This is a genomic window from Marinobacter confluentis, from assembly GCF_004785685.1.
GTDB lineage: Bacteria > Pseudomonadota > Gammaproteobacteria > Pseudomonadales > Oleiphilaceae > Marinobacter > Marinobacter confluentis.
The window spans coordinates 1,028,765-1,050,369 of the sequence record NZ_SRPF01000002.1 but is presented as its reverse complement, the minus strand read 5'-3'; the positions used below and the strand labels follow the sequence as shown (position 1 = coordinate 1,050,369).

Annotated in this window: 17 protein-coding genes; 8 read left to right on the top strand and 9 right to left on the bottom strand. The window is 56.4% G+C overall.

All coding sequences use genetic code 11. The annotated features are described in order from the left end of the window. The 3 genes from E5Q11_RS10450 (at position 1) to E5Q11_RS10440 (ending at position 1,824) form a co-directional block, all read left to right on the top strand. Positions 1-561: a sigma-70 family RNA polymerase sigma factor gene (locus tag E5Q11_RS10450; protein ID WP_135803320.1), complete on the top strand. Its 561-nt coding sequence runs from the start codon at positions 1-3 to the stop codon at positions 559-561. Further along, positions 558-1,292: an anti-sigma factor gene (locus E5Q11_RS10445; RefSeq protein ID WP_135803319.1), complete on the top strand. Its 735-nt coding sequence runs from the start codon at positions 558-560 to the stop codon at positions 1,290-1,292. Before E5Q11_RS10450 ends, E5Q11_RS10445 begins: the two co-directional genes overlap by 4 nt. 103 nt (positions 1,293-1,395) lie before the next feature. After that, a complete protein-coding gene (locus E5Q11_RS10440) occupies positions 1,396-1,824 on the top strand; it encodes a DUF7282 domain-containing protein (protein ID WP_135803318.1) in 429 nt (142 codons plus the stop codon). Between the two features lie 43 nt (positions 1,825-1,867). Here E5Q11_RS10440 and E5Q11_RS10435 read toward each other — a convergent pair whose 3' ends face one another. From E5Q11_RS10435 to E5Q11_RS10405, 7 genes are all read right to left on the bottom strand, one after another. Then, positions 1,868-3,064 carry a sensor domain-containing diguanylate cyclase gene (locus tag E5Q11_RS10435; RefSeq protein WP_135803317.1) on the bottom strand — a complete coding sequence of 399 codons (1,197 nt, stop codon included), beginning with the start codon at positions 3,062-3,064 and terminating at the stop codon, positions 1,868-1,870. 31 nt (positions 3,065-3,095) lie between these two features. After that, a complete protein-coding gene (locus E5Q11_RS10430; RefSeq protein WP_135803316.1) occupies positions 3,096-4,199 on the bottom strand; it encodes an NAD(P)/FAD-dependent oxidoreductase in 1,104 nt (367 codons plus the stop codon). A gap of 2 nt (positions 4,200-4,201) precedes the next feature. Next, a complete protein-coding gene (locus tag E5Q11_RS10425) occupies positions 4,202-5,521 on the bottom strand; it encodes an SAM-dependent methyltransferase (protein WP_135803315.1) in 1,320 nt (439 codons plus the stop codon). Positions 5,522-5,613: 92 nt separating this feature from the next. Then, on the bottom strand, positions 5,614-6,909 hold the full coding sequence (locus tag E5Q11_RS10420) for a TRAP transporter large permease (protein ID WP_135803314.1): 1,296 nt from the start codon (positions 6,907-6,909) through the stop codon (positions 5,614-5,616). Then, positions 6,906-7,451: a TRAP transporter small permease subunit gene (locus tag E5Q11_RS10415; RefSeq protein ID WP_135803313.1), complete on the bottom strand. Its 546-nt coding sequence runs from the start codon at positions 7,449-7,451 to the stop codon at positions 6,906-6,908. The genes E5Q11_RS10420 and E5Q11_RS10415 overlap by 4 nt, the downstream gene beginning before the upstream one ends. A gap of 99 nt (positions 7,452-7,550) precedes the next feature. Continuing rightward, positions 7,551-8,627 (bottom strand): TRAP transporter substrate-binding protein, encoded by a 1,077-nt coding sequence (locus tag E5Q11_RS10410; RefSeq protein WP_135803312.1) that lies wholly within the window; start codon positions 8,625-8,627, stop codon positions 7,551-7,553. 154 nt (positions 8,628-8,781) lie between these two features. Beyond that, positions 8,782-9,843, bottom strand: a complete 1,062-nt coding sequence (locus E5Q11_RS10405) for a PA0069 family radical SAM protein (RefSeq protein WP_135803311.1) — start codon at positions 9,841-9,843, stop codon at positions 8,782-8,784. A gap of 139 nt (positions 9,844-9,982) precedes the next feature. Here E5Q11_RS10405 and E5Q11_RS10400 point away from each other — a divergent pair, with 139 nt between their 5' ends. Next, positions 9,983-11,056, top strand: coding sequence for a beta-N-acetylglucosaminidase domain-containing protein (locus tag E5Q11_RS10400; RefSeq protein ID WP_135803310.1), 1,074 nt, complete (start codon positions 9,983-9,985; stop codon positions 11,054-11,056). 22 nt (positions 11,057-11,078) lie between these two features. On the opposite strand, the gene E5Q11_RS10395 is transcribed toward E5Q11_RS10400, so the two are convergent. Then, positions 11,079-12,110 carry a ChaN family lipoprotein gene (locus E5Q11_RS10395; protein ID WP_225314899.1) on the bottom strand — a complete coding sequence of 344 codons (1,032 nt, stop codon included), beginning with the start codon at positions 12,108-12,110 and terminating at the stop codon, positions 11,079-11,081. Positions 12,111-12,211: 101 nt separating this feature from the next. Between E5Q11_RS10395 and dauA the strand changes: the two genes are divergently transcribed. The 3 genes from dauA (at position 12,212) to E5Q11_RS10380 (ending at position 17,669) form a co-directional block, all read left to right on the top strand. Next, positions 12,212-13,960, top strand: a complete 1,749-nt coding sequence (gene dauA / locus E5Q11_RS10390) for a C4-dicarboxylic acid transporter DauA (RefSeq protein ID WP_135803309.1) — start codon at positions 12,212-12,214, stop codon at positions 13,958-13,960. Then, a complete protein-coding gene (locus E5Q11_RS10385; RefSeq protein WP_135803308.1) occupies positions 13,938-15,884 on the top strand; it encodes a CASTOR/POLLUX-related putative ion channel in 1,947 nt (648 codons plus the stop codon). The genes dauA and E5Q11_RS10385 overlap by 23 nt, the downstream gene beginning before the upstream one ends. A 195-nt stretch (positions 15,885-16,079) precedes the next feature. Then, entirely contained in the window at positions 16,080-17,669 is a 1,590-nt protein-coding gene (locus tag E5Q11_RS10380; protein WP_135803307.1) for an isocitrate lyase, read from the top strand. A gap of 262 nt (positions 17,670-17,931) precedes the next feature. Here E5Q11_RS10380 and zapE read toward each other — a convergent pair whose 3' ends face one another. After that, positions 17,932-19,404, bottom strand: coding sequence for a cell division protein ZapE (zapE, locus tag E5Q11_RS10375; RefSeq protein ID WP_228260632.1), 1,473 nt, complete (start codon positions 19,402-19,404; stop codon positions 17,932-17,934). 703 nt (positions 19,405-20,107) lie between these two features. Here zapE and E5Q11_RS10370 point away from each other — a divergent pair. Beyond that, on the top strand, positions 20,108-21,538 hold the full coding sequence (locus E5Q11_RS10370; protein WP_135803306.1) for an aminotransferase-like domain-containing protein: 1,431 nt from the start codon (positions 20,108-20,110) through the stop codon (positions 21,536-21,538). Positions 21,539-21,605: the final 67 nt, after the last annotated feature.

The following is a 21,605-nucleotide window of genomic DNA, read 5'->3' as shown; positions in this document are numbered from 1 at the left end:
ATGCAGTCAGATCCTTCAACATCCACGGCGGGCATCAGCAAGCTGATCGCCCGTGTTGCCCAGGCGGACCGTGCCGCCTTTTCCAGTCTTTACCAGGCGACCGCACCGAAACTTCTCGGTGTGGTATTACGTATCCTTAATAACCGGGCCTGGGCTGAAGAAGTGATTCAGGACGCCTACCTGAAGGTATGGCAAAAAGCAGGGCAGTTTGACGAAGACAAGTCCTCGCCAATTACCTGGATGGTATCCATCGCCCGGAACAGTGCTATCGATGAGCTGCGCAAGCACCCCACCGGCCGCACCGTTAACGACGACCAGCTGGACCAGGTGCCCGGTGGTCAGACGACAGCGCAGCAACAGGTAGAAGACCAGCAATCCGTGAACCAACTGAATCATTGCATTGACCAACTGGAAAAAGAACGACAGGACATGGTGCGCCTGGCGTACCTGAATGGTTGGTCCCGGGACGATCTGGCCGGCCAGTTTGGCCAGCCGGTCAATACTGTGAAAACATGGCTGCGCCGTGCGTTGCAGGACATCAAGAGGTGCCTGGAATCATGATTGAGCGCGACGATCTGGACATGCAAATTGCCGAGTATGTGCTGGGAACCCTGCCGGTTGATGAGCGCAACGCCCTTAACGCCCGGCGCGAGCAGGACCCGGCGTTGGAGGCCCGCATTCTTGAGTGGGAGCAGCGCCTGGCTGATCTGGTCGATGACGTTGAGCCGGTTGAACCCGGCCCTGAACTGTTCGGTAGAATCGAGCGGGCGCTGGAGCGGAATGACAGCAGCTCTAATAGTAACCCCGGCAGCAACGTAGTTGCCCTACGTCGCCAGTTGAATCGCTGGCGCTGGAGCACGGCAGTAGCCTCTGCTGCTGCCCTGGTGCTGGTGGCGGTGCTGACGGTCCAGCCCCAGCCGTCATCGGAATCCTTTGTGGCGGTGTTCCAGCATGACGATCAGCAGCCCGCGTTTCTGCTGACCGTTGACCTGGAACAGCGCCAGGTCAACATTCGGCCGGTGACCGCGGAGGCCAAGCCTGACAAGTCCTATCAGTTGTGGATCAAGGCTGACGAGCTCGGCCCCAACCCCCGCTCCGTCGGTGTGCTGGGTGATCAGTTCCAGCTTGATGAAGCGGCCCTCAGCCAGTACGACCCGGACCTGCTGCGTGAGGCCACCTTCGGTATCAGCGTTGAGCCACCGGGCGGCTCGCCCACTGGCCAGCCTACCAGCCCGGCCATCCACGGCTACCTTTACCCGACTGGTGACGATGCTCAGGGCGATAATCCGTGAAAGGGCGCCTGGGCTGAAACTTTTCCATTGCATCACCCGTAGCTGTGGTTAACCCGTTCCGAGTGACTGGACGAACGGGAAAAACCACAGCAAGGAGAATGCAATGAACAAGCAACTAAAAACCACCGCATTGATGGCAGCACTGGTTTCCGGTGCGATGGCTACAGGTATGGCCCAGGCAGGCCATGGCGAAGACAAGGTCTGGGCTGAAGATCAGTCCGTTGCTGACGGAACGGTGACTGCCGACAAGGTAAATACAGGCGCCAACGGCTGGCTGGTGGTGCACCGCACTGACGAAGCCATGAAGCCCGGCCCGGTGGTTGGTCACGCGCCCATCAAGAAGGGCATGACCGAAGATGTCGCCGCCATTCTGACTGAGGAAGTGGCTTCCGGTGACATGTTGATGCTGATGGTGCACAGCGAGGAAGGCGGCATGAAAACCGGCGTTTTCGAATACACCCTCGGCGCCAAAGAAGATGGCCCGATCAAGAAAGATGGCAAGCTGGTGATGTCTACCATTACCGCCAAATAAGCCAACCTTGAGCGCTGCCCTGGCCTGTATGAGCGGGGCGGCCTCAGGCTCCGTGTTTGTTCAGGTACATGTTGGTGTCGGCCCTGATCAGTAGTTGCCGGGCGGTATCGCCGTCTTCAGGATAAAGGGCGACGCCAATACTGGACGTAATGCTGAAACTCTGTCCCGCAAAGTCGATTGGCTTGGCAAGGATGTCGCGGATTTTTTCGGCGGCTGCCTCGACAACGGCCGCCGCGTCCGGAATATCGTTTAACAGTACCGTGAATTCGTCGCCACCCATGCGCCCGATGGTATCGCTCTGTCTTGTTCCCGCTTCCAGCCGCTGAGCCACGGCCCGGAGTACCTCATCCCCGGCTTCATGGCCCCAGGTGTCATTGATGCGTTTGAATTCGTTCAGGTCCAGGTACAACAATGCCAGCCGGCTGTTGTTGCGGCTGGCGGTGCGCAGGGCGGTCTCCAGTCGGTCGTAGAACAGGGCCCGGTTGGTCAGGCCGGTCAGCGGGTCGTGGTGGGCCATGAAACGCAGGGTTTCTTCGGCCTTTTTTCGCTCAACCATGGCGGCCACCTGGGTTGCCACGAACTCGAGCAGTTCCCTGTCTTTATCGTCAAAGGCGGCCTGGGGAACGGTTTTTTCAAGGGTGAGCCTGCCCAGTGTGGCGTTCTTCGAAACCAGCAGAATATCCACCACGCGGTCAGACCGTTGTTGCCCTGATTCAGGAGCCGGCAGGGCGGAGGTTTCAGCGTCGTGGAACTCCAGGTTCAGCCTGTCTTTGGGGAATAGTTCCGCGATGACCTTTTTCACCCCGATGCAAAGGCTGTCAAAGTTATCTGCCGCGTGGGCCGCTTCGGAAATCCGGTAAAGAGCGTTGCGGGTCTGATCAGCCCGGCGCAGGGCGGTCACATCGCGGGCAACGCCAATTCGCAACCGTTCCTCTTCGTACAAGCGAGCCGACCAGAGGATATGTACCACACGGCCTTCCTTGTGGAGGTATCGATTCTCAAAGTCGTTGTGCGGTAGGCCATTCATAATGCGCTGGGCAGAAGCCCTGGTGGCTTCAAGATCATCCGGGTGGATAAAGTCCAGAATGGGGCGCCCGATCATTTCTTCAGGCTGATAGCCCAGCAGAGAATGACAGGCATCGCTGACAAAGACGATGTGGTTTGACTCGTCGACCAGAAAGACCGTGTCCAGCAGCAGATTGACCAGTTTGGGAAAGAGGGCCTGTACGTCAATGGTCATGGGCGGTCTTGGCAGTGGGGATACGGTGGAGTCAGGACTCCTGGTGCAGGAACCACTTTTCAGTTACCACTTTTCGGGTAAACCAGTGGGAGCGCATCAGTGTACTCGCTATAGGCATTTTTACCCAGTTTGGTACCTGAAATCCAGCTTTCTGATTTTCGCTGCGATTGCCGAAGCGGCGGGCGATGGCTTCACCGTAGGGTTGCAGTGATTGCGCCGAAAACTCTTCCAGGCCCCAGATCAGATCGGCGGCCATGAGTGCAGATTCGATGGCGGGGCGAATACCCTCACCGCTCTGGGTATACGCCAGACCAGCCGCATCGCCAATCAGCATAAGCCCGTCATCAACCAGTGGTCGTTCGGCGTGGTCATACAGCAGATAAGCGTGGCCCTTGAAGCGGCCCGGTAGGTCATCCGGTATGCGGCCGCTGGCTTTCATTTCGGAGACGAAGGCGTTCAGGTGGTCGTTCAGTTTGTGGTTGTCTTCGCGGCCCAGGCCAATGTTGAGAAAGTCCCCCTTGCGGAATACCCAGGCGTAGCCTTTCAGGTCTTTGCAGAACCAGAGTTCCGGGGTATCGCCACGGGCCTGGCACCGCTGGGCCTGATCTGGCGTCATTTGGAATTCCACTTCCTTGGCCGCGACCACCGTTTCGTGGGCGCCCGGGCCGTCACCAAGCAGTTTGGCAACCGGGCAGAAATGGCCTCCGGCGCCGACAATCAGGGGTGCTTGCCAGGTACTGTTTACAACCCAGTTGCCGCCGTCCCGCTCAACACTCTTGACCGCCGTTCCGAGCGCTTTGGGCGAATCTACCCGGTCCAGCAGGTAGGCGTCGAACTCGCAGCGGCGGATGCCATAGCTGACAACTTCACCGTGATCATTCTCCACCGCCGGCTGGCCCATCATGCCAATGCGGAACTGGCTGATGGGCTGAAGCGTTCGGCCACGACTGTAATCGTCCAGGTTGACGTTAAGGCTTTCCATGACCGTGGGTGTTACCCAACCGGCGCAGGTTTTGTCCCGGGGGAAGGTCTGCTTGTCCACAATCAACACGCGTTTGCCGCTGTTGCGCAGAGCGTTGGCCAGGGTGGAGCCAGATGGCCCTGCGCCAACGATGATCAGATCATAGTATTCCATTGTTATGCCTCTGGAGCGGCCGGGCTCTGGTAAAGGTCGCGACGGCTCTGTGGCAACTGATTATTCGACCCGTGGGTAAACACCACCTGGAATAACTGCAGGGAACCGGCGCGAAAAGCCGCAATTGAACCGGCCAGATACATTTCCCAGGCTCGGGTGAAGTTTTCGTCGTACAGATCGGTGATTGTCTGGCGGTGCTGCTGGAATCGTTCCATCCAGTGGGCCAGTGTCATGGCGTAGTGCAGGCGCAGGTTCTCTACATCCAGTACCGAAAAGTCTCCCTGCTCGCAGATGCCCATGAATTCGGAAATGCTTGGGGGGTAGGCCCCCGGGAAGATGCGCTTTTCAATCCAGGCGTTCATCAGCATCGGGCGATTTCGCCCAATGCTGTGGAGCAGCGCCAGGCCGTCGGGTTTCAGTACCCGGCGGATCAGGTCGGACATGGCCGGGAAGTTGTCCTTGCCGACGTGTTCGAGCATGCCAACGGAGACGAAGGCGTCGTACTGGCCATCGATATTGCGGTAATCGTCTTCAATGTAGTCGATCAGGTGGTCCAGGTTCTGGCGCTTCGCCTCTTCCCGCGCGTAGTCAAGCTGTTCCTTTGAAATATTGTAGGCGTGGACTTTGACGCCGTATTCCCGTGCCATATATCGGCCCAGACCGCCCCAGCCGCAGCCTGCCTCCGCTACGATCATGCCGGGTTTCAATCGCAGCTTACGGCAGACGTGTTCCAGTTTGGCCAATTGGGCCTGTTCCAGGGTCAGTTCCGGTGTTTCGTAATAGGCGCAGGTGTACTGCATTTCAGCCGTGTCCAGCCACAGCCTGTAAAAATCGTTGCCAAGATCGTAGTGATGATGGATGTTCTCCCGAGCTTCCGTGAGCCCAGTCGAACGGGGGTTATGGTTGCGCCACAGTGCTTCAAGCCATTTGGGCCATTGCTGCTTCGCCTGATGAATATTGCGATACAGCGCCTCCATCAGGTCTGGCAGGTTGCCTGTTACCTCTAGCCTGCCGGCACTGTAAAGATCGCCAAAGGCAAGGTTGGGGTTGGAAACCAGGGTCAGGAGGGCTTTGTGGTCATTCAGGCGGATGGTGAATTGGGGCTGGGTGCCTTCCAGTTCTACCTGTTCGCCATTCCAGAGTTCAAAGCGGATGGGCGGGGAGCCCGCCATGCGCAGCAGCTTGGCAATCAGCCAGCGTTCATAGCTGTGGGGCTCGCGGTCTGCCTGGGTTGCCTCAAGAGGCAGATCGAGCATGTTGGAGTGCTTTTTCTCGGGCTGGTTGCGGTAATCCGCTGTATTACGGGCTGTACTGTCGCGCATGGTGCCATGATCCCCTCTGGCCGTTTCCATATAGACTTTAGTATAGAAAACGTTTGGCGTTTGTCATTCCGCCAGAGGGGATCAGGGTCGGTTCAGTAGCTTGAGCTCATCCCGAACCATTCCGGCATGATGAAGATTGCCGCCAGCACGGCAATCTGTATCAGAATAAAGGGCATTACACCCCGGTATATGTCGGTTGTTTTCACTTCCGGGGGCGACACCCCCTTGAGGTAGAACAGACTGAACCCGAAGGGGGGCGTCAGGAAGCTGGTCTGCAGGTTCATGGCAATCAGGATGGCAAACCACAGCATGTTGATACCCAACGCTTCTGCCACGGGCGCCAGAATGGGCACGATGATGAAGGAGATTTCCACAAAGTCGATGAAGAAACCCAGCACCAGAATGACCAGCATGGCCAGGATAACGAAACCCCATTTCTCGCCCGGGAGCGCCAGCATCCACTCTTCCAGCAGATAATCACCGCCGGTGTAGCTGAACACCATTGAGAAGGCGGTCGCGCCAATCAGAATGGCGAATACCATGGCGGTTACCTTGACCGTGTCCTTGGAGGCGTCCCAGATCATCTTGAACGAGAACTGGCGATAGATCAGGGCCAGAATCACCGCACCGACACCGCCGAGTGCAGATGACTCAGTGGGTGTGGCGATACCGGCAAAAATGGAGCCCAGGACCACAACCATCAGTGCCAGTGGCGGGATGATCGCCAATAGTGCGTCACGTATCTCTTTGCTCCTGGATTTGTTGTTGTCGTCTGGCATGGCTGGCGCCATCTCCGGTCTGAACCGGGTGAGAATAAGAATATAGACAATATACAGACCAATCAGCACAACACCGGGTAGAACCGCCGCCTTGAACAGATCACCTACCGGAAGGCCCAGTACGTCCCCCAGAATGATCAGGATGATGGACGGAGGAACAATCTGGCCCAGGGTGCCGGCGCCACAGATGGTGCCCGTGGCCAGCCGTTTGTCGTAACCGTGGGCGAGCATGACTGGCAGGGAAATCAGGCCCATGGCCACCACACTGGCGCCTACCACACCGGTCGAGGCAGCAAGCAGCGCGCCCACCAGAATCGTGGAGATGGCCAGGCCACCGGGCAGTCCGCCGAACAGGCGGCCCATGGAGGTCAGCAACTGTGCGGCCAGTTTCGTGCGCTGCAGCACGACACCCATGAAAATAAACAGGGGTACCGCCATGAGAGTGGTGTTCTGCATGACGCTCATGATCCGGTAGGGCATGAAGGCGAACAGATCCATGCCTTCGGCAAACACCCCGAAGAACAGCGCAACACCGCCAAAGGTAAAGGCAACCGGGAAGCCGAACATCAGCATCAGCAGGGCGACCCCGAACATAATCATGCCAATCATGCGAGACCCTCCGCGCCGTGTTTCGCTTCGTAGGTTTTCTCCCCGGACATGACCCGGAGGGCCTGTGTGGCCATGTTCAGGCCGGCTATGCCGGTAAACACGGCGGAAATCGGGATAACGCTCTTGATGATCCAGCGGTGGGGAAGGCCGCCCGGGTCAGCGCTGCCTTCGCCCATGCTGAAGGACTCTACGGCAAAGGCGTATCCGTATTTCCAGATCAGATAGGAGAAGGGAATAATGAAAATAATGGCGCCAATGAGGTTGATCCATGCCTTGGTTTTGTCACTCCAGCGGGCATAGAGCACATCAACGCGTACGTGTCCGTCTGTGCGCAGGGCGTAGGGGATACCAAGCAGGAAGACCACCGAATACAGGTGCCACTCCATTTCCTGCATACCGATGGACACGTCGTTCAGGACGTAGCGGGTAAAAACGTCGTAGAAGACGTTCCCCGCCATCAGTATCATCGCGGCACAGGCGACCCAACCACAAAAAGTGGACAGCCAGGCCAGGCCGTTATCCAGCTTGATAATCCAACGCATCGATCATCCTCCGCCAGAGTGCCTGGCGATTTTCCGGTTACTATAAACGATAAAAACCGGGGCCCCCTGAGGTGGTCCCGGTTCGTTACTGCCGCTAGCTTACTCGACTTCAGTCATCGTGTTGAGATAGGCCCGGGTTGAGATATCCGTGTAGGCACGGCTCTGGTTCAGGTAATTTTCCTGGGATTCAATAATGCGTGCCGCCTGCTCGTTGCCTTCGGCCGCTTCCGCCAGAAGCTTCTCGTTGGCGTCATACATGGCCTGGAAAATTTCCTTGGGGAACTGCTTGATCTGCACGTTCGGGTGCTTTTCCTTGATGGTGGCCCAGGCTTCAGCGTTGGCGTGCTGGGAGTGAATCAGCATGTCGTAGGACGCTGTACGCATGGCTATGCGCATGATTTCCTGCAGGTCAGCCGGCAGCTTTTCCCAGACTTTCTTGTTGACCAGGAACTGCAGTTCGGTCGCAGGCTCGTGCCAGCCGGTGTAGTAGTAGTCAGCGATCTGCTGGAAACCAAGACGCAGGTCCAGTGCCGGGCCTACCCATTCAACGGCATCAATGGTGTTACGCTCAAGCGCGGTGTAAAGCTCGCCCGGGGCGATGTTGGTGGGGTTAACGCCCACTTCCGCAAATACCTCACCCTGAAAGCCCGGGATACGCATTTTCAGGCCTTGAAGGTCTTCCAAAGTCTTGATTTCCTTGCGGAACCAGCCGCCCATCTGAACGCCGGTGTTACCGCCGGGGAAAGACAGCATGTTGTGGGGCTCGTAGACTTCCTGCATCAGTTCCATGCCACCGCCGTGGTAGAACCAGGCCCACTGTTCAACAGCGGTCATGCCAAACGGCATGCTGGTGAAAAACAGGGTTTCGGGCACCTTGCCTTTCCAGTAGTAGGACGCGGAGTGGCCCATGTCGTACTGGCCGGCCTTGACCATGTCGAAAACGCCCAACGGTGCCTTGTGCTTGTTGGCGGAGTCGATGCGGACTTTCAGGCGTCCGTCGGACATTTTTTCAACGCGCTCGGCGAAGTTCTTGGTGGTGTCACCGAAGATCGGAAAGTTGGGTCCCCAGGTTTCCGCCAGGCGGAGAGTGAAGGTTTCCTGGGCCAGGGCCTGTGTCGAAGCAAAGGTGGTTGCAATTGCCATCACGGCTGCGGATAGAACAGAACGGATTCTCATTGTTCAGCTAACCTCTTTTGTCATTGTTGTATTTTCTTATGGGTATTCTGGCCGTCTTGGGCCATTTAGTTTTCTTACTCAACGATAAGGTAACAATATCCGGTAGCCAGTGGAACGAAAAACCGGTGTTTGTTCGACCTAGGTCTTAGCTGCCTCAAAACAGTGCAATCTGCTGGCCGCCAGGGCGACGGAACCGGTCAGTGCGCAACGGTTCGGCTTCGTGGAGTGCCAGACTCAGGCTGTTTGCCTTTTTTGAAAATCGCTGGCGAATCAGATCGGAATAGGGGCCTGTTCCGGTCATGCGGCGCCCGAACGTGGAATCGTAACTTTTGCCGCCACGCAAATCCTGAATGCGGCCCATGACCCGCTCAGCCCTGTCCGGAAAGTGACGCTGAAGCCAGTCTCGGAACAGTTCGTCCAGTTCATGGGGCAGTCGCAGCATGATCCAGCTGGCCCGGCTGGCGCCGGCTTCCGCCGCTGCCACCAGTATTTTCTCGAGTTCATGGTCGTTGATAAACGGAATCACCGGGCCGAGAACAATGCCGGTTGGTACACCCGCGGCAGACAGCTCACGGATGATTTTCAGGCGAGTTACGGGCGCCGCCGTCCGGGGCTCCATTTTTGCTTTGAGGGTGTTGTCCAGGGTCGTCAGGCTGACCCGCACCGAGCATAGACCCTGACTGGCCATATCCGAAAGCAGGTCGAGATCGCGCAGAATCAGCGCACCTTTGGTAATGATCGATACCGGGTGCTGGTATTCAGCCAGTACTTCCAGAACCTCCCGGGTGATCCGGCGCTGCTTTTCAATCGGCTGATAGGCATCAGTGTTGACGCCCAGGGCTATGGGCTTTGGCTGGTAGCCAGGCTTGTCCAGCGTTTCCCGGAGTTTTTGCGCGGCGTTGGGTTTGGCGATCAGCCGGGTTTCAAAATCCAGCCCGGGGGACATGTCCCAATAGGCGTGAGTGGGCCGGGCAAAGCAGTATACGCAGGCATGCTCGCAGCCACGGTAAGGGTTGATTGACTGATCAAAGGGCACGTCCGGCGATTGATTGCGGCTGATGATGCTTTTTACCTGCTCGTCGGTGACCTGGGTTGCGATTGAATCCGGGCACACCTCGTCTGCAGGGTCCTGATACCATCCGTCATCCGTGTCCCGGTCGGTGACGATCGGTTGAAACCGGTTGTGCGGGTTGGTTGCGGTGCCGCGTGTTTTCATGGCTGCTCACCTGAATACTGTTTATATATACAGTAACCTTTCGGGGATAATCTGGCCAGTGGTTACTGGTGATTGGCGATCAATATCAGCTAGTCTGAAACGATATTTATGTTCTACCCGACAGTGGGAAAAGGCAGTCATGGCATCAGCGATTGAACTTGGCATTATCGAGGGCTTCTACGGGCCGCTCTGGCGCTGGGACGAGCGTAAGCAGCTGGTTGCACAGCTGGCGCCCCACGGTTACCGGTTCTATCTGTATGCGCCCAAGGCCGATGCCTATCTGCGCCGTCGCTGGGATCAGCCGCACCCGCCCGAGCTGGCGGCAGAACTGGCGGATTTTGCAACGTTCTGCGGTGAAAAGGGTGTTCGCTTCGGGGTCGGGTTGAGTCCGTTTGAGGTATTCAATAATTTCGACGAACGGGCCCGCTCGGCGCTGTCGGCAAAGCTGACGTTTCTGGATGAGGTTGGCGTTCAGGAGCTGGCTATTCTGTTCGATGACATGCACAGCGATCTCCCTGACCTGGCCGCGAGACAGGTGGAAATCATGGAATGGATCCGCGCCCGGACCGGGGCCAGCCGGCTTACCATCTGCCCTACCTATTATTCTGACGATCCGGTTCTTGACCGGGTGTTCGGGCCCCGGCCAGAGAGCTATCTGGCAGATTTGGGGGAACATCTGCATCCGGATATCCGGGTGTTCTGGACTGGCGAGGAAGTCTGCGCCCGGGAAGTGTCGCCAGGGCACCTGGAAAGAGTGGGGCAGCTGTTGCAACGTAAGCCGCTGCTTTGGGACAACTACCCGGTGAATGACGGCGACCGGATGTCTCGACACCTGCATCTGAGAGGCTTCACCGGCCGACCCGCTGCCAATGCCGAAAAACTGTCGGGCCACGCGATCAATCCCGCTTTGCAGCCCACGCTGACCGGCATTCCGGCGATCACGCTGGCGACGGCCTATGAGCAGGGTGCGAGTTATGAGTATGGCCGGGCGTTTGGGAATGCCGCCTATGAGGTGCTGGGTGATGCGCTGGCGGAACAGGTCGGTGCGGATCTGCTACTGCTTCAGGACACCGGGCTGCAGCGGATGACCGGCGAGCGCAAACAGGCGCTGAAGGCGACCTACGAAGGCTTCGATCACCCGGCCGCCCGTGAGATCGTGCGTTGGCTGAACGGGGAATATCAGGTTACAGACGAGATGGTACAGACCCAGTAATTCCAACGCTCAGCTGTCTGGTTCAGTCACAGGAATATTCGCCGGCCTCGCGGAACTGCGCCATCATTGCATCGCGCTGGCGTTCACTGCTTTTATACTGAGTTGGCAAAGGCTGCAGGAAATAGAGATAGTCGCCCTTACCCTTGTGGGCTTCCACCAGGCTGTCCAGATCATCGCCCGCCTGCCAGAATACCGGGCTGACAACCGCGACCTTCAGGTCCGCACGCTGCTTTTCCAGGGCAGCCACCATGCCCAGACGGTCTTCGGAGTGAAAGGTGCCGGTCAGGTGAACCACCTGATGGCCAGGGTTCTCTGCCAGGGCCCCGACGACACGGTCCGCCATGGTATTATCCCGTAGAAGCTGGGCCAGATAGCTGTTTTCAAGCCGTTTTCCGGGCTTTGCGCTGTCCTGGTCTGAGCCATGAGCGCCACCGAGCGCTGCAAAAAATTTCTTGCGATAAGCTGGCGTGTCTAGAAAGGGCTCATCCGGCAGCTGTATGCGCCGCCGGGCATCGAGTTGATCGAGATAGTAGACACCGTTGCGACCCACACACCGGACAATATCCGCTGGTGCATTGGCAGCAATGACCGGAATGCCCCGGCGCTTTGAGAACTCCACCAGCGGCCGGTAGGAAGCCTTGTAGTTTGACCATGCGTCGGCATCGGCAATCAGCTCTTCTTCACCGGTCTTGCCGGCCAGATACCGGTCCAGTTCGGACTGATTATCGAGGGTGAACTGCTCCATACTCAGCACTTGCCGGGGGCGCTGCTGATACAGGGCTGATTGCAACAGCGCCTGCAGCAGGTGGGCGCCGTGATGGCCGTGGTATTCGCCAATCACTACTACATCCGCAGGCGCGAGTTTTTCTGCCAGCTGGTTGATGGATAGAGGGCTGCCCTGGTTATCGGTAATGATAGAATCATATTGGGATTGCGGTGCCAATACGCCGGACCCATTGCCCGGCTGGCTGCCGGTGACCGCCGCGCAGCCGGCAAACATCAGGCTGGCAAGCAATGCGGGAAGGCGCAGGAGAGCAGGAAACCTGTGATTCATGTGTCGGGCATACTGAAAGTTGGTCATAGTTGCTTATACGACCATGAAATCCGGTTGGCTGTCAGCCTTTTGTTGTTCTGGCCTGTTTTTAGGGACTTTTAATGTCGCATCGTGCCCATCTTTTCTCGCTTCGGCTGGCTCATGCCCTGCGTGAAGCCTGTTTTGATGAGCGCTACAGCTCCAGACGATTCGGCCGCGACCTCCTGGCCGGCATCACAGTGGGTATCATCGCCATACCGTTGGCCATGGCGTTGGCGATTGCCAGTGGTGTTCCACCCCAGTACGGCCTTTATACCGCATTCATTGCCGGCTTTATCATCGCTCTGACCGGCGGTAGCCGTTTCAGTATTTCCGGCCCGACGGCCGCCTTTGTCGTCATCCTCTATCCCATTGCCCAGACCTACGGCCTGGGTGGCCTGCTGCTGGCATCCCTGATGTCCGGCCTGTTGTTGCTGTTGATGGCATTCATGCGCCTGGGGCGCTTCATTGAATACATCCCCGAAGCGGTCACTCTGGGCTTCACCGGCGGTATTGCGGTGGTGATAGCAACGCTGCAGCTTCGCGATTTTTTCGGGCTTGATATCGAGCAGATGCCCGAGTACTACTGGGATAAACTGGCGGCGGTCTGGCAGGCGCTGCCGGGCCTGGATGGTCTGACCACGCTGGTGGCAGCCGCCACCCTGGCGGTAATGCTGCTGTGGCCCCGCCTGAAAACACCGGTGCCGCCCCATTTGCCGGCGGTGATCATTGGCAGCCTGCTGGCCGTTGTACTGAATGCCAGTGGCGCGTCCATTGACACCATCGGTTCGCGGTTCAGTTACCTGCTGGCGGACGGCACCACCGGCGCCGGCATTCCGCCTTTTCTGCCAGAGTTTGCCTGGCCCTGGGAGCGCCCGGATGCCAGTGGTAAGCCGCTCGGCATAAGCTGGGATATGGTGGTGGAGCTGTTACCCGCGGCCTTTGCTATTGCCATGCTGGGCGCTATTGAATCTCTGCTTTGTGCGGTTGTGCTGGATGGCATGACCGGCAAGCGCCATAGTGCCAACAGCGAGCTTCTGGGGCAGGGTATTGGCAACGTGATCACACCCTTTTTCGGTGGCATTACCGCGACCGCGGCCATTGCTCGTTCAGCGGCGAATTACCGTGCCGGGGCCGAGTCCCCGGTTGCGGCTATGGTGCATGCACTGGTCGTTCTGCTTGCCCTGGTATCACTGGCGCCGTTATTGGCTTATCTGCCTATGGCCGCCATGGCCGCGTTGCTTATGATGGTGGCCTGGAACATGAGTGAGGCCCCGAAATCCGTTCACCTGATCAAAAAAGCGCCCCGCAGTGACATTCTGGTGTTCATCACCTGTTTCTCGCTTACCGTCGTGCTGGATATGGTGATTGCGATTACCACCGGCATCCTTCTGGCAGCGGTGCTGTTCATGCGGGAAATGGCCCAGATGACCCGGGTAACCGACATTACTGACAGCAAGCGCCTGGCGCAGACCACGCTTCCGCCGGGCTGGCAGGTGTTCAAGATCAACGGGCCCCTGTTTTTTGCCGCTGCTGACCGTGTTTTCGGGGACCTGGCGCAACTCTCGGCCAGCGCCCGGGGGCTGGTTCTCAACATGGATGGTGTCACCATTCTGGATGCCGGAGGGCTATCCGCGCTGACCAGGCTGATTGACACCTGCCGCCGCGATGGCACCCGGGTCGTTATCGCGGATCTACAGTTTCAGCCCCTGCGCACCCTGGCCCGGGCCGGGGTCAGGCCGGAAAAGGGCGTAGTCAGTTTTCACCCGACGCTGGAAGAAGCCATTAACGAAGAATTGAAGGACGAACATGCTGCCATTCCGACTCATTGATCGCGTTAAATTTCTGGTAGAGCGCCAGCTCGTCAAAGGGGCTGGCTTCCAGCTTCTGGTGGTGGGTGTATTCATTGGTCTGATCTCGCTGATCGGTGGCCTGCTGGTGCTTCCGTTGGGGGACTCGTTCAGCGATGTGGGCGATGCCATCTGGTGGGCGTTTCTGCGGCTGACCGATCCCGGTTACCTGGGCGATGATGTGGGTAACTGGAAGCGCTTCGTGTCAACGATTCTGACCGTCAGCGGCTACGTGGTGTTCATGGGCACCCTGGTTGCCATCCTGACCCGCTGGTTGATTGCCAAGATGACAGATCTGGAGCGCGGGCTGACACCGGTTACCCTGCGAAACCATATTGTTGTGCTGGGATGGACCAGCCAGACCATGCCACTGCTGGTGGAGCTGCTCGGATCGTCTGGCCGAATGCGGCGATTCCTGGAAAAACACGACACCAGCCGGTTGCGGCTGGTAGTCCTCTCAGAGACCGCGTCTGCGGCCCAGGTCCATGAGCTGCGAAGCGAGCCGGGCATCGGCCGCAAGGCTCGCCAGATCATTCTGCGAGCGGGTGCCGCGATTCAGCCGGATTCACTACAGCGGGTCGCCTGCCTGGATGCCTCGGCAGTGATCGTGCCCAGTGCGGCTCATGAGGCTGGCAGCCTGGTGACGTCGGATGTGGAAACCGTAAAGGCACTGCTGTCGATTGCTGCCCAGGCACGCCAGCGCAACGCGCCACTGCCTTTTGTAGTGGCTGAGGTTCAGGATGTTCGCAAGCACCCGGTGATCGAGAGAGCTTATCCCGGTGATATAGAGGTGGTTGCCGGTGATGCCACCATCAGCCGGCTGATGGTACAGAACATCCTGCATCCGGGGCTTTCGGAGATTTTTAACGAGTTGCTGACCGCCGGTGAAGGTTGTGAGCTTTATATCCGTGGTGGTGATTCCCTGGCGGGGCTGACCCTGGGCGAATTGGCTTCGCAGCGCCCGAAGGTCATTGTGCTTGGCATTCTCAAACAGGCTGGCAAGGGCTGGAACGTGCAGATGCCGGCCTCATCGGACACCCGGATTGAGCTTTCCGACCGGGTGGTGATGCTGGCCCGTGACTACGCTGAAACCGAACCTGACCTAAAGGTGCCAGCATTGCCTGTGATTCGCCGCGCAGAATCGGCCAGTCACTCCGTGGCAGCCTCGGACCGCGTTCACCGGGTGCTGGTACTGGGCTGGAACCGTCGGGTGCCCAGCCTGATCGATGAATTCTCCAGCTATAGCCAGAAGCGATTTGAAGTCGATGTGGTTTCGGTGGTGCCCGCCCCGGAGCGTGAACAGGAGATTAACCGATACCTGACCGAGCCGGGCCGGGTGGTCTGCCGCCATGTGGAGGCTGATTACATGGTGGAAGGCGAGTTGCGCCGGGTTGGCCCGTTGAATTACGACGCCATTCTGCTGCTCAGCAGCGACCGGCTGGCTTCAGGCGAGGAAGCGGATGCCCGGGCCATGGTGGGTTATCTGCAACTGGAAGACCTGCTCAGCGAAGGTGGTAAACGCCCACAGTTACTGATGGAACTCAGCGACCCGGACAACCGTGACCTGTTGACCGGCCATCAGAGCGAAATGATGATCAGCCCGATGATTGTCAGCCACGTACTGGCCCAGGTGGCCTTGCGTCGGGAGCTGCGGGTGGTGCTGGATGAGCTGTTTACCGTGGGTGGCGCCGAGATCCAGTTTCGCGACCCTCAGGATTACCCCTTGCCGGCCAGCGCGGATTTTCAGGTTCTGGAAAAAGTAATGGCGGAGCAGGGTGAGGTGGCGCTGGGCGTCTGGCGCAGTCAGGCTAATGAACGGGGTCGTCATGTCAGCCTCAATCCGCCCCGCGACGAGTATCTGGACCTGGATAACGAAGACCGCCTCATCGTTCTGTGCCGGACCTGAAATGGCCTCGACGGACATTCACCAGAAAAATGCCGAATATAGATAATATAAATTTCAATTATAAAAACAAACGTTTTAAAGTGGTCGCCAACGTCAGCTCTCTGGTTGTTTTTTGATCGCCCGCTGACGCACGGAAGTCGCTTTTAAAGCAGCACTTGAAGAGCACCTCAAACCTTAGAAAACAGGACTGAGATCATGCCATACGCAAACGACGTAGACGCCATTGCTTCCATTCTGAAGCAGAACCCCACCTGGAACGCCATCAAGCCTGAGCACGCGGCCCGCATGCGCGCCCAGAACAAATTCAAGACTGGTCTGGACATTGCCAAGTACACCGCCAAGATCATGCGCGAAGACATGGCTAACTACGACAAGGACACTTCCCAGTACACCCAGTCCCTGGGTTGCTGGCACGGCTTCATTGGCCAGCAGAAAATGCTGTCCATCAAGAAGCACTTTGGTTCCACCAAGCGTCGTTACCTCTACCTGTCTGGCTGGATGGTTGCCGCCCTGCGCTCCGAGTTCGGCCCGCTGCCTGACCAGTCCATGCACGAGAAGACTGCCGTTTCCGGTCTGATCGAAGAACTGTACACCTTCCTTCGCCAGGCCGACGCATGGGAACTGAACCATCTGTTCCGTGCTCTGGAAGAAGCCCAGAAAGCCGGCGACAACGCCAAGGCTGACCAGCTGATCAAGCAGATCGACAACCACGAAACTCACGTTGTGCCGATCATTGCCGACATCGACGCTGGTTTCGGTAACGCCGAAGCGACCTACCTGCTGGCCAAGCAGATGATCGAAGCCGGTGCCTGCTGCATCCAGATCGAAAACCAGGTCTCTGATGAGAAGCAGTGCGGCCACCAGGACGGCAAAGTGACCGTTCCCCACGCCGACTTCCTGTCCAAGATCAACGCTGTTCGTCTGGCGTTCCTTGAGCTGGGCGTTGACGATGGTGTCATCGTTGCCCGTACCGACTCCCTGGGCGCTGGCCTGACCCAGAAGATCGCCGTAACCAACGAGCCGGGCGATCTGGGTGACCAGTACAACAGCTTCATCGATGGCGAAGTGATCGAGAAGGCTGAAGACATCAACAACGGCGACGTTGTGATCAAGCAGAACGGCAAGCTGGTTCGTCCGAAGCGTCTGGCTTCCGGCCTGTTCCAGTTCAAGCCGGGCACTGGCGAAGACCGTGTAGTTCTGGACTGTATCACCAGCCTGCAGAACGGCGCTGACCTGCTGTGGATCGAAACCGAGAAGCCCCACGTTGGCCAGATCGCTGCCATGGTTAACCGCATCAAGGAAGTGGTTCCCGACGCCAAACTGGTTTACAACAACAGCCCGTCGTTCAACTGGACCCTGAACTTCCGCCAGCAGGTGTTCGATGCCTGGAAAGAAGAAGGCAAGGACGTATCTGCTTACGAGCGCGCCGACCTGATGAACGCCAAGTACGACGACACTGATCTTGGCAAGCTGGCTGACCAGTGGACGGCCAACTTCCAGCGTGACGGTGCCCGTGAAGCAGGTATCTTCCACCACCTGATCACTCTGCCGACTTACCACACGGCGGCCCTGTCTACCGACAACCTGGCCAAAGGCTACTTCGGTGAAGAAGGCATGCTGGCTTACGTTGCTGGTGTACAGCGCAAGGAAATCCGTCAGGGTATCGCAACCGTGAAGCACCAGGACATGGCCGGTTCCAACATCGGCGATGACCACAAAGAGTTCTTCGCAGGTGATGCAGCCCTGAAGGCTGGTGGTAAAGACAACACTATGAACCAGTTCTAAGACCCAGTCTTGAACGACGTTTAGAAAGAAGTTGTCGCTCCCGGTTCGCCGGGAGTCGCCCACAAAAAGCCCCGCCGGTTGAACCCTGCGGGGCTTTTTTGCGTCTGAGCTTTGATGTTTATAACGCCGTGGACTGGCTGCGAGCCTACACTGGAAAGTGGCCCTTTTAGCGCGATTTTCCCTGGAACGCCTTTCTGATCGCCGTCATTTTCAGACCTCAGAAACTCATGATCGACTTGGTTGCTGAGGGTGATCTTGGCCTTCAAAATTGCCGTCCCCATTCATTTCCTCCCATTTCAACCAACCGAGACGCGGCTCGTCGAAAGGAAAAGGCGAGATCATTGGCGGACGATAGTTGTGCCAGTGACACGCCAATTCGACCCGTCGCCGACCACTCATAATATTCTCCCTCTTTGGTGCGAATCATGGTGGTCGCAAAGGAACTTGAGTTTCCTCCCTTTTCATTGACTATCAATTCTTCATCTCTGTCGCTGCTTTCGACTTGCGCTTCAAAATCAACAAACAACTCGTCGAGCGGGACTTGTGCCGCCAGCACCAAGCGGGTGCGAGATTCATAACACGCGTCAATGAGGGTCACGAATCGTCGTGCTTCGTTGAGGTGATTGGCGTCCAGTTGGGGGACGCGCTCCATGATGATGACCGGAAATCGGCGGCAGAGAGAAATATAATCGGCCGCCCCGAGCGGTTGGTAGCACAACTCGGAAAAGTCAAACCAGGCGCACCGGTCATTCAATCGGGTCACCTGGACGGTGCGACCAAAGAGGACGGGAATGATCTCGGCCTCAGTTCCGGATGCAGTGCTACCAAATATTTCTTCCAACTGCGCCTGTATGTTGTTGTTAGTATTATTATCGCCATGAATATCACTGTTTGACCAAAAATAGGATTGACCATCCGCTCGATTTTCAAGTCGATAATCCTTGCCGGAATCCCCCATGGAAAAAATGTCGAATGTGTGTTTTAGCATGTCGATGAATGGCAAAAAGAGGGAGCGGTTAATGCCTCCCTCATACAAGGCATCGGGAGAGCGATTCGAGGTAGCCACTACCACCACATTCAAATCCAATAATAATAAAAACAGTCGCTTCAAAATCATGGCATCGGCAACGTCTGTCACTTGAAATTCATCGAAACAGAGGAGTTGGGCTTCTTGTGCCAATTGTTGCGCGATGACGGGGATTGCATCACCTTGTGGGTGTTCCTGTTTGTAGACAAAGATTCGATGATGGACGTCTAGCATGAATTCGTGAAAGTGGGCGCGGCGTTTGGTTATGTTTATGTGTTTGTGGCTGTCATTAGTACAGCAAGAATTATCATCAGGAACAGAAACCGACGCGTAAAAGAGATCCATTAGAAAGCTCTTGCCGACCCCGACCGGTCCATGAATGTATATGCCTCGCGGTGGTGGACCAAAAGACCACAAATGGAACTTCTTTCGAAGAAAAGACTGAGCGTGTGCCAAGGATCGCGCCAGTAACCGTAACAGTGGACTGCTGTTTTTAAAGCTGCCCTCTGTCGGTTCGTCGCTGCGTACTGGTACTGGTGGGAGCGAGGTAAGAGAACCGTGCAGGGCATCGAATTTTGCCGCCAAAGCGACCTGCGCGTCATCTCGTCGCACCTCCCCCGCATCCACCATGCGTTTATACGCTGCTGTCACGGGGCCTGTCGGGAAGGACCGCCAAGCGACGCGATGTTGTGCTGTCATATTCTCCATCACAGTCTTCATCATGGAACTGATGAGTTTATTAACATGGTGGTTTGGTACGCTAGATTTCTGTATGGGTATCAAATTAACCCTGACACACCTCCTCTATTCGACAAGCCCCGGGTTCTGCCCTGTCGCTGCGAACATTCCTAAAAAAGAGGCTTAATACAGCGGGGGGAGAGTATTGCTCCAGCCGCTTGAATGTTCGCTTTGCGACCAAGCCGAATAGCCACATTGGCAGATAGTTAGCAGTGTTTATCTGATTGAGCGGAGCTATGCCGGATTTGTCTCCGCTGACGCCTAACTGAGACCGAATCGACGATATCTGTCAAAAAACTCCCTTTCGCCTCGTTTGCGAAGTAACCTCGATCAACACCAATGTCATCCTCCAAACGTTGCAGGTGAGCTCTTCCATTTTTCTGCGCAAGCGTAGATTTTATCCAGTTCCGATAGCGATATTTTCTGTACGCCCTTATTAATACGTCCAATTTCATGATGCTACCCCCTACGTTGCTGACCTCCCAACATTAATGAAACTGATTGGGCAGCAACGTAGTCAGCTCATGGACGAATGAAACGGACACGAGTGCTATTTTCGGGTCTGTGCTGATTAGATGAGCGAGATCTGTGCTGTTGAGGGGAGAAAAGTCCTGTAGTTCCACGAATCAGTGGCGTGATAGCTTTAGGCAATGGAGAGTTACTGGATTCAGGAATGAACAGGAAGTATCAGGCAATTGCCGAAAAAATTAAGAAGCTGGTCATAGATTCGGAATACCGACTGGGCGGCAAGATTCCAAGCATTCGTGATTTGGCGCTCACATATGGCGTCAGCATTACTACAATCACGGCTGCTCTCAGGTTGCTTGAGAGCCAGGGAATCATCGAAGCTAAAGATCGCGTTGGTTATTTTGCATCTTCGCGTGTGCTCAAAGATGTAGAACGACACCGCGAATATGAGCCAGTTCCCAAAAATCTCGCTGACAATATATTTATTAGAGACCTCGCGACACTGAACCAGAACCATGCAGTTCCTCTTGGATCTGCCATTCCCGCAGATGAATATTTGCCTAATCGACAAATACAAAAGTCACTTCTGAGGGCTGCAAGGCGAACTTCAGAGACGCTCAATTACTGGTTTCCCGGAACCCCTGCCTATCTCTCAGCAATCGCCCGCAGAATGTCGAATATAGGTGTCAACTCAACCGGTTCAGACATTATTGCGACCAATGGTGCCCAAGAAGCCGTCATGATTGCTCTGGCGGCCCTGACCAACAAAGGGGATACAGTTGCTATTGCGTCCCCATCTTACCCGGGGATCTTGCATGCCCTTAAAATGCTTGAACTCCAGGTTGTCGAGATTCCCTGTTTCCCTCATGGCCCGATCAGTCTCGACACACTTGAATTTGCCACGCGTAATTTTGAGATCAAAGCACTTTGTGTCTCTGCGAACTGTAGCAACCCCACGGGATACTCTCTCTCCGATGAGGACAAACAAAGCCTGATAGACATTTGCAAAAAGTCAGACGTCGCCATAATTGAGGATGATGTTTATGGGGACATCTTCCACGGCAAATCTCGGCCAACTCCACTAAAAGCCCTAGATACAGACGGATCTGTGATTTATTGCAGCTCTTTTTCTAAGACCATTTCGCCAGGCCTAAGGGCCGGATGGATTCACCCTGGCCGCCATTACCATTCAATTGCTAATCAGAAGTACTTTCTAAATTTGTCGTGCCCGGCAATTACGCAAATTGCTGTCGCAGATTTTCTTGACTGCGGCACCTATGACCTACACCTGAGAAAGATGAGGAAGATCTACCAACGGAACGTAAATACTCTTCGGGACCTTGTACTCAGGCATTTTCCTGAGGGTACCCACTGTACGGTGCCAGATGGAGGTTACGTGTTTTGGGTGACCCTCCCATATACCGTCAATATGGAGGAAATCTACGAACAAGCGTTGCGCCATCGCATTTATTTTGCGCCTGGGAGTATGTTCTCTATTTCTAAGAGTGCGGCTAGGTGTTTGAGAGTTTCTGGCTCCAATCCAGTAACTGCTCAGGTCAAAGATTCCATCAGGTATCTGGCTGACCGCATTGAAGAGAGCCCTCACACTCAGACCGATGCTTGTGAGCCGAATTGATTTATCTGTCATCCTAGTAATCGATGCCTCTGTACCTTTAGCGACGTCCGGCTTTTGGCCACAATCC

Bases quoted from the DNA above. Each gene is read 5' to 3' on its own strand.
- E5Q11_RS10450 (WP_135803320.1), top strand. From the start codon at position 1: ATGCAGTCAGATCCTTCAACATCCACGGCGGGCATCAGCAAGCTGATC.
- E5Q11_RS10445 (WP_135803319.1), top strand. From the start codon at position 558: ATGATTGAGCGCGACGATCTGGACATGCAAATTGCCGAGTATGTGCTG.
- E5Q11_RS10440 (WP_135803318.1), top strand. From the start codon at position 1,396: ATGAACAAGCAACTAAAAACCACCGCATTGATGGCAGCACTGGTTTCC.
- E5Q11_RS10435 (WP_135803317.1), bottom strand. From the start codon at position 3,064: ATGACCATTGACGTACAGGCCCTCTTTCCCAAACTGGTCAATCTGCTG.
- E5Q11_RS10430 (WP_135803316.1), bottom strand. From the start codon at position 4,199: ATGGAATACTATGATCTGATCATCGTTGGCGCAGGGCCATCTGGCTCC.
- E5Q11_RS10425 (WP_135803315.1), bottom strand. From the start codon at position 5,521: ATGCGCGACAGTACAGCCCGTAATACAGCGGATTACCGCAACCAGCCC.
- E5Q11_RS10420 (WP_135803314.1), bottom strand. From the start codon at position 6,909: ATGATTGGCATGATTATGTTCGGGGTCGCCCTGCTGATGCTGATGTTC.
- E5Q11_RS10415 (WP_135803313.1), bottom strand. From the start codon at position 7,451: ATGCGTTGGATTATCAAGCTGGATAACGGCCTGGCCTGGCTGTCCACT.
- E5Q11_RS10410 (WP_135803312.1), bottom strand. From the start codon at position 8,627: ATGAGAATCCGTTCTGTTCTATCCGCAGCCGTGATGGCAATTGCAACC.
- E5Q11_RS10405 (WP_135803311.1), bottom strand. From the start codon at position 9,843: ATGAAAACACGCGGCACCGCAACCAACCCGCACAACCGGTTTCAACCG.
- E5Q11_RS10400 (WP_135803310.1), top strand. From the start codon at position 9,983: ATGGCATCAGCGATTGAACTTGGCATTATCGAGGGCTTCTACGGGCCG.
- E5Q11_RS10395 (WP_225314899.1), bottom strand. From the start codon at position 12,110: ATGAATCACAGGTTTCCTGCTCTCCTGCGCCTTCCCGCATTGCTTGCC.
- dauA (WP_135803309.1), top strand. From the start codon at position 12,212: ATGTCGCATCGTGCCCATCTTTTCTCGCTTCGGCTGGCTCATGCCCTG.
- E5Q11_RS10385 (WP_135803308.1), top strand. From the start codon at position 13,938: ATGCTGCCATTCCGACTCATTGATCGCGTTAAATTTCTGGTAGAGCGC.
- E5Q11_RS10380 (WP_135803307.1), top strand. From the start codon at position 16,080: ATGCCATACGCAAACGACGTAGACGCCATTGCTTCCATTCTGAAGCAG.
- zapE (WP_228260632.1), bottom strand. From the start codon at position 19,404: ATGGAGAATATGACAGCACAACATCGCGTCGCTTGGCGGTCCTTCCCG.
- E5Q11_RS10370 (WP_135803306.1), top strand. From the start codon at position 20,108: ATGAACAGGAAGTATCAGGCAATTGCCGAAAAAATTAAGAAGCTGGTC.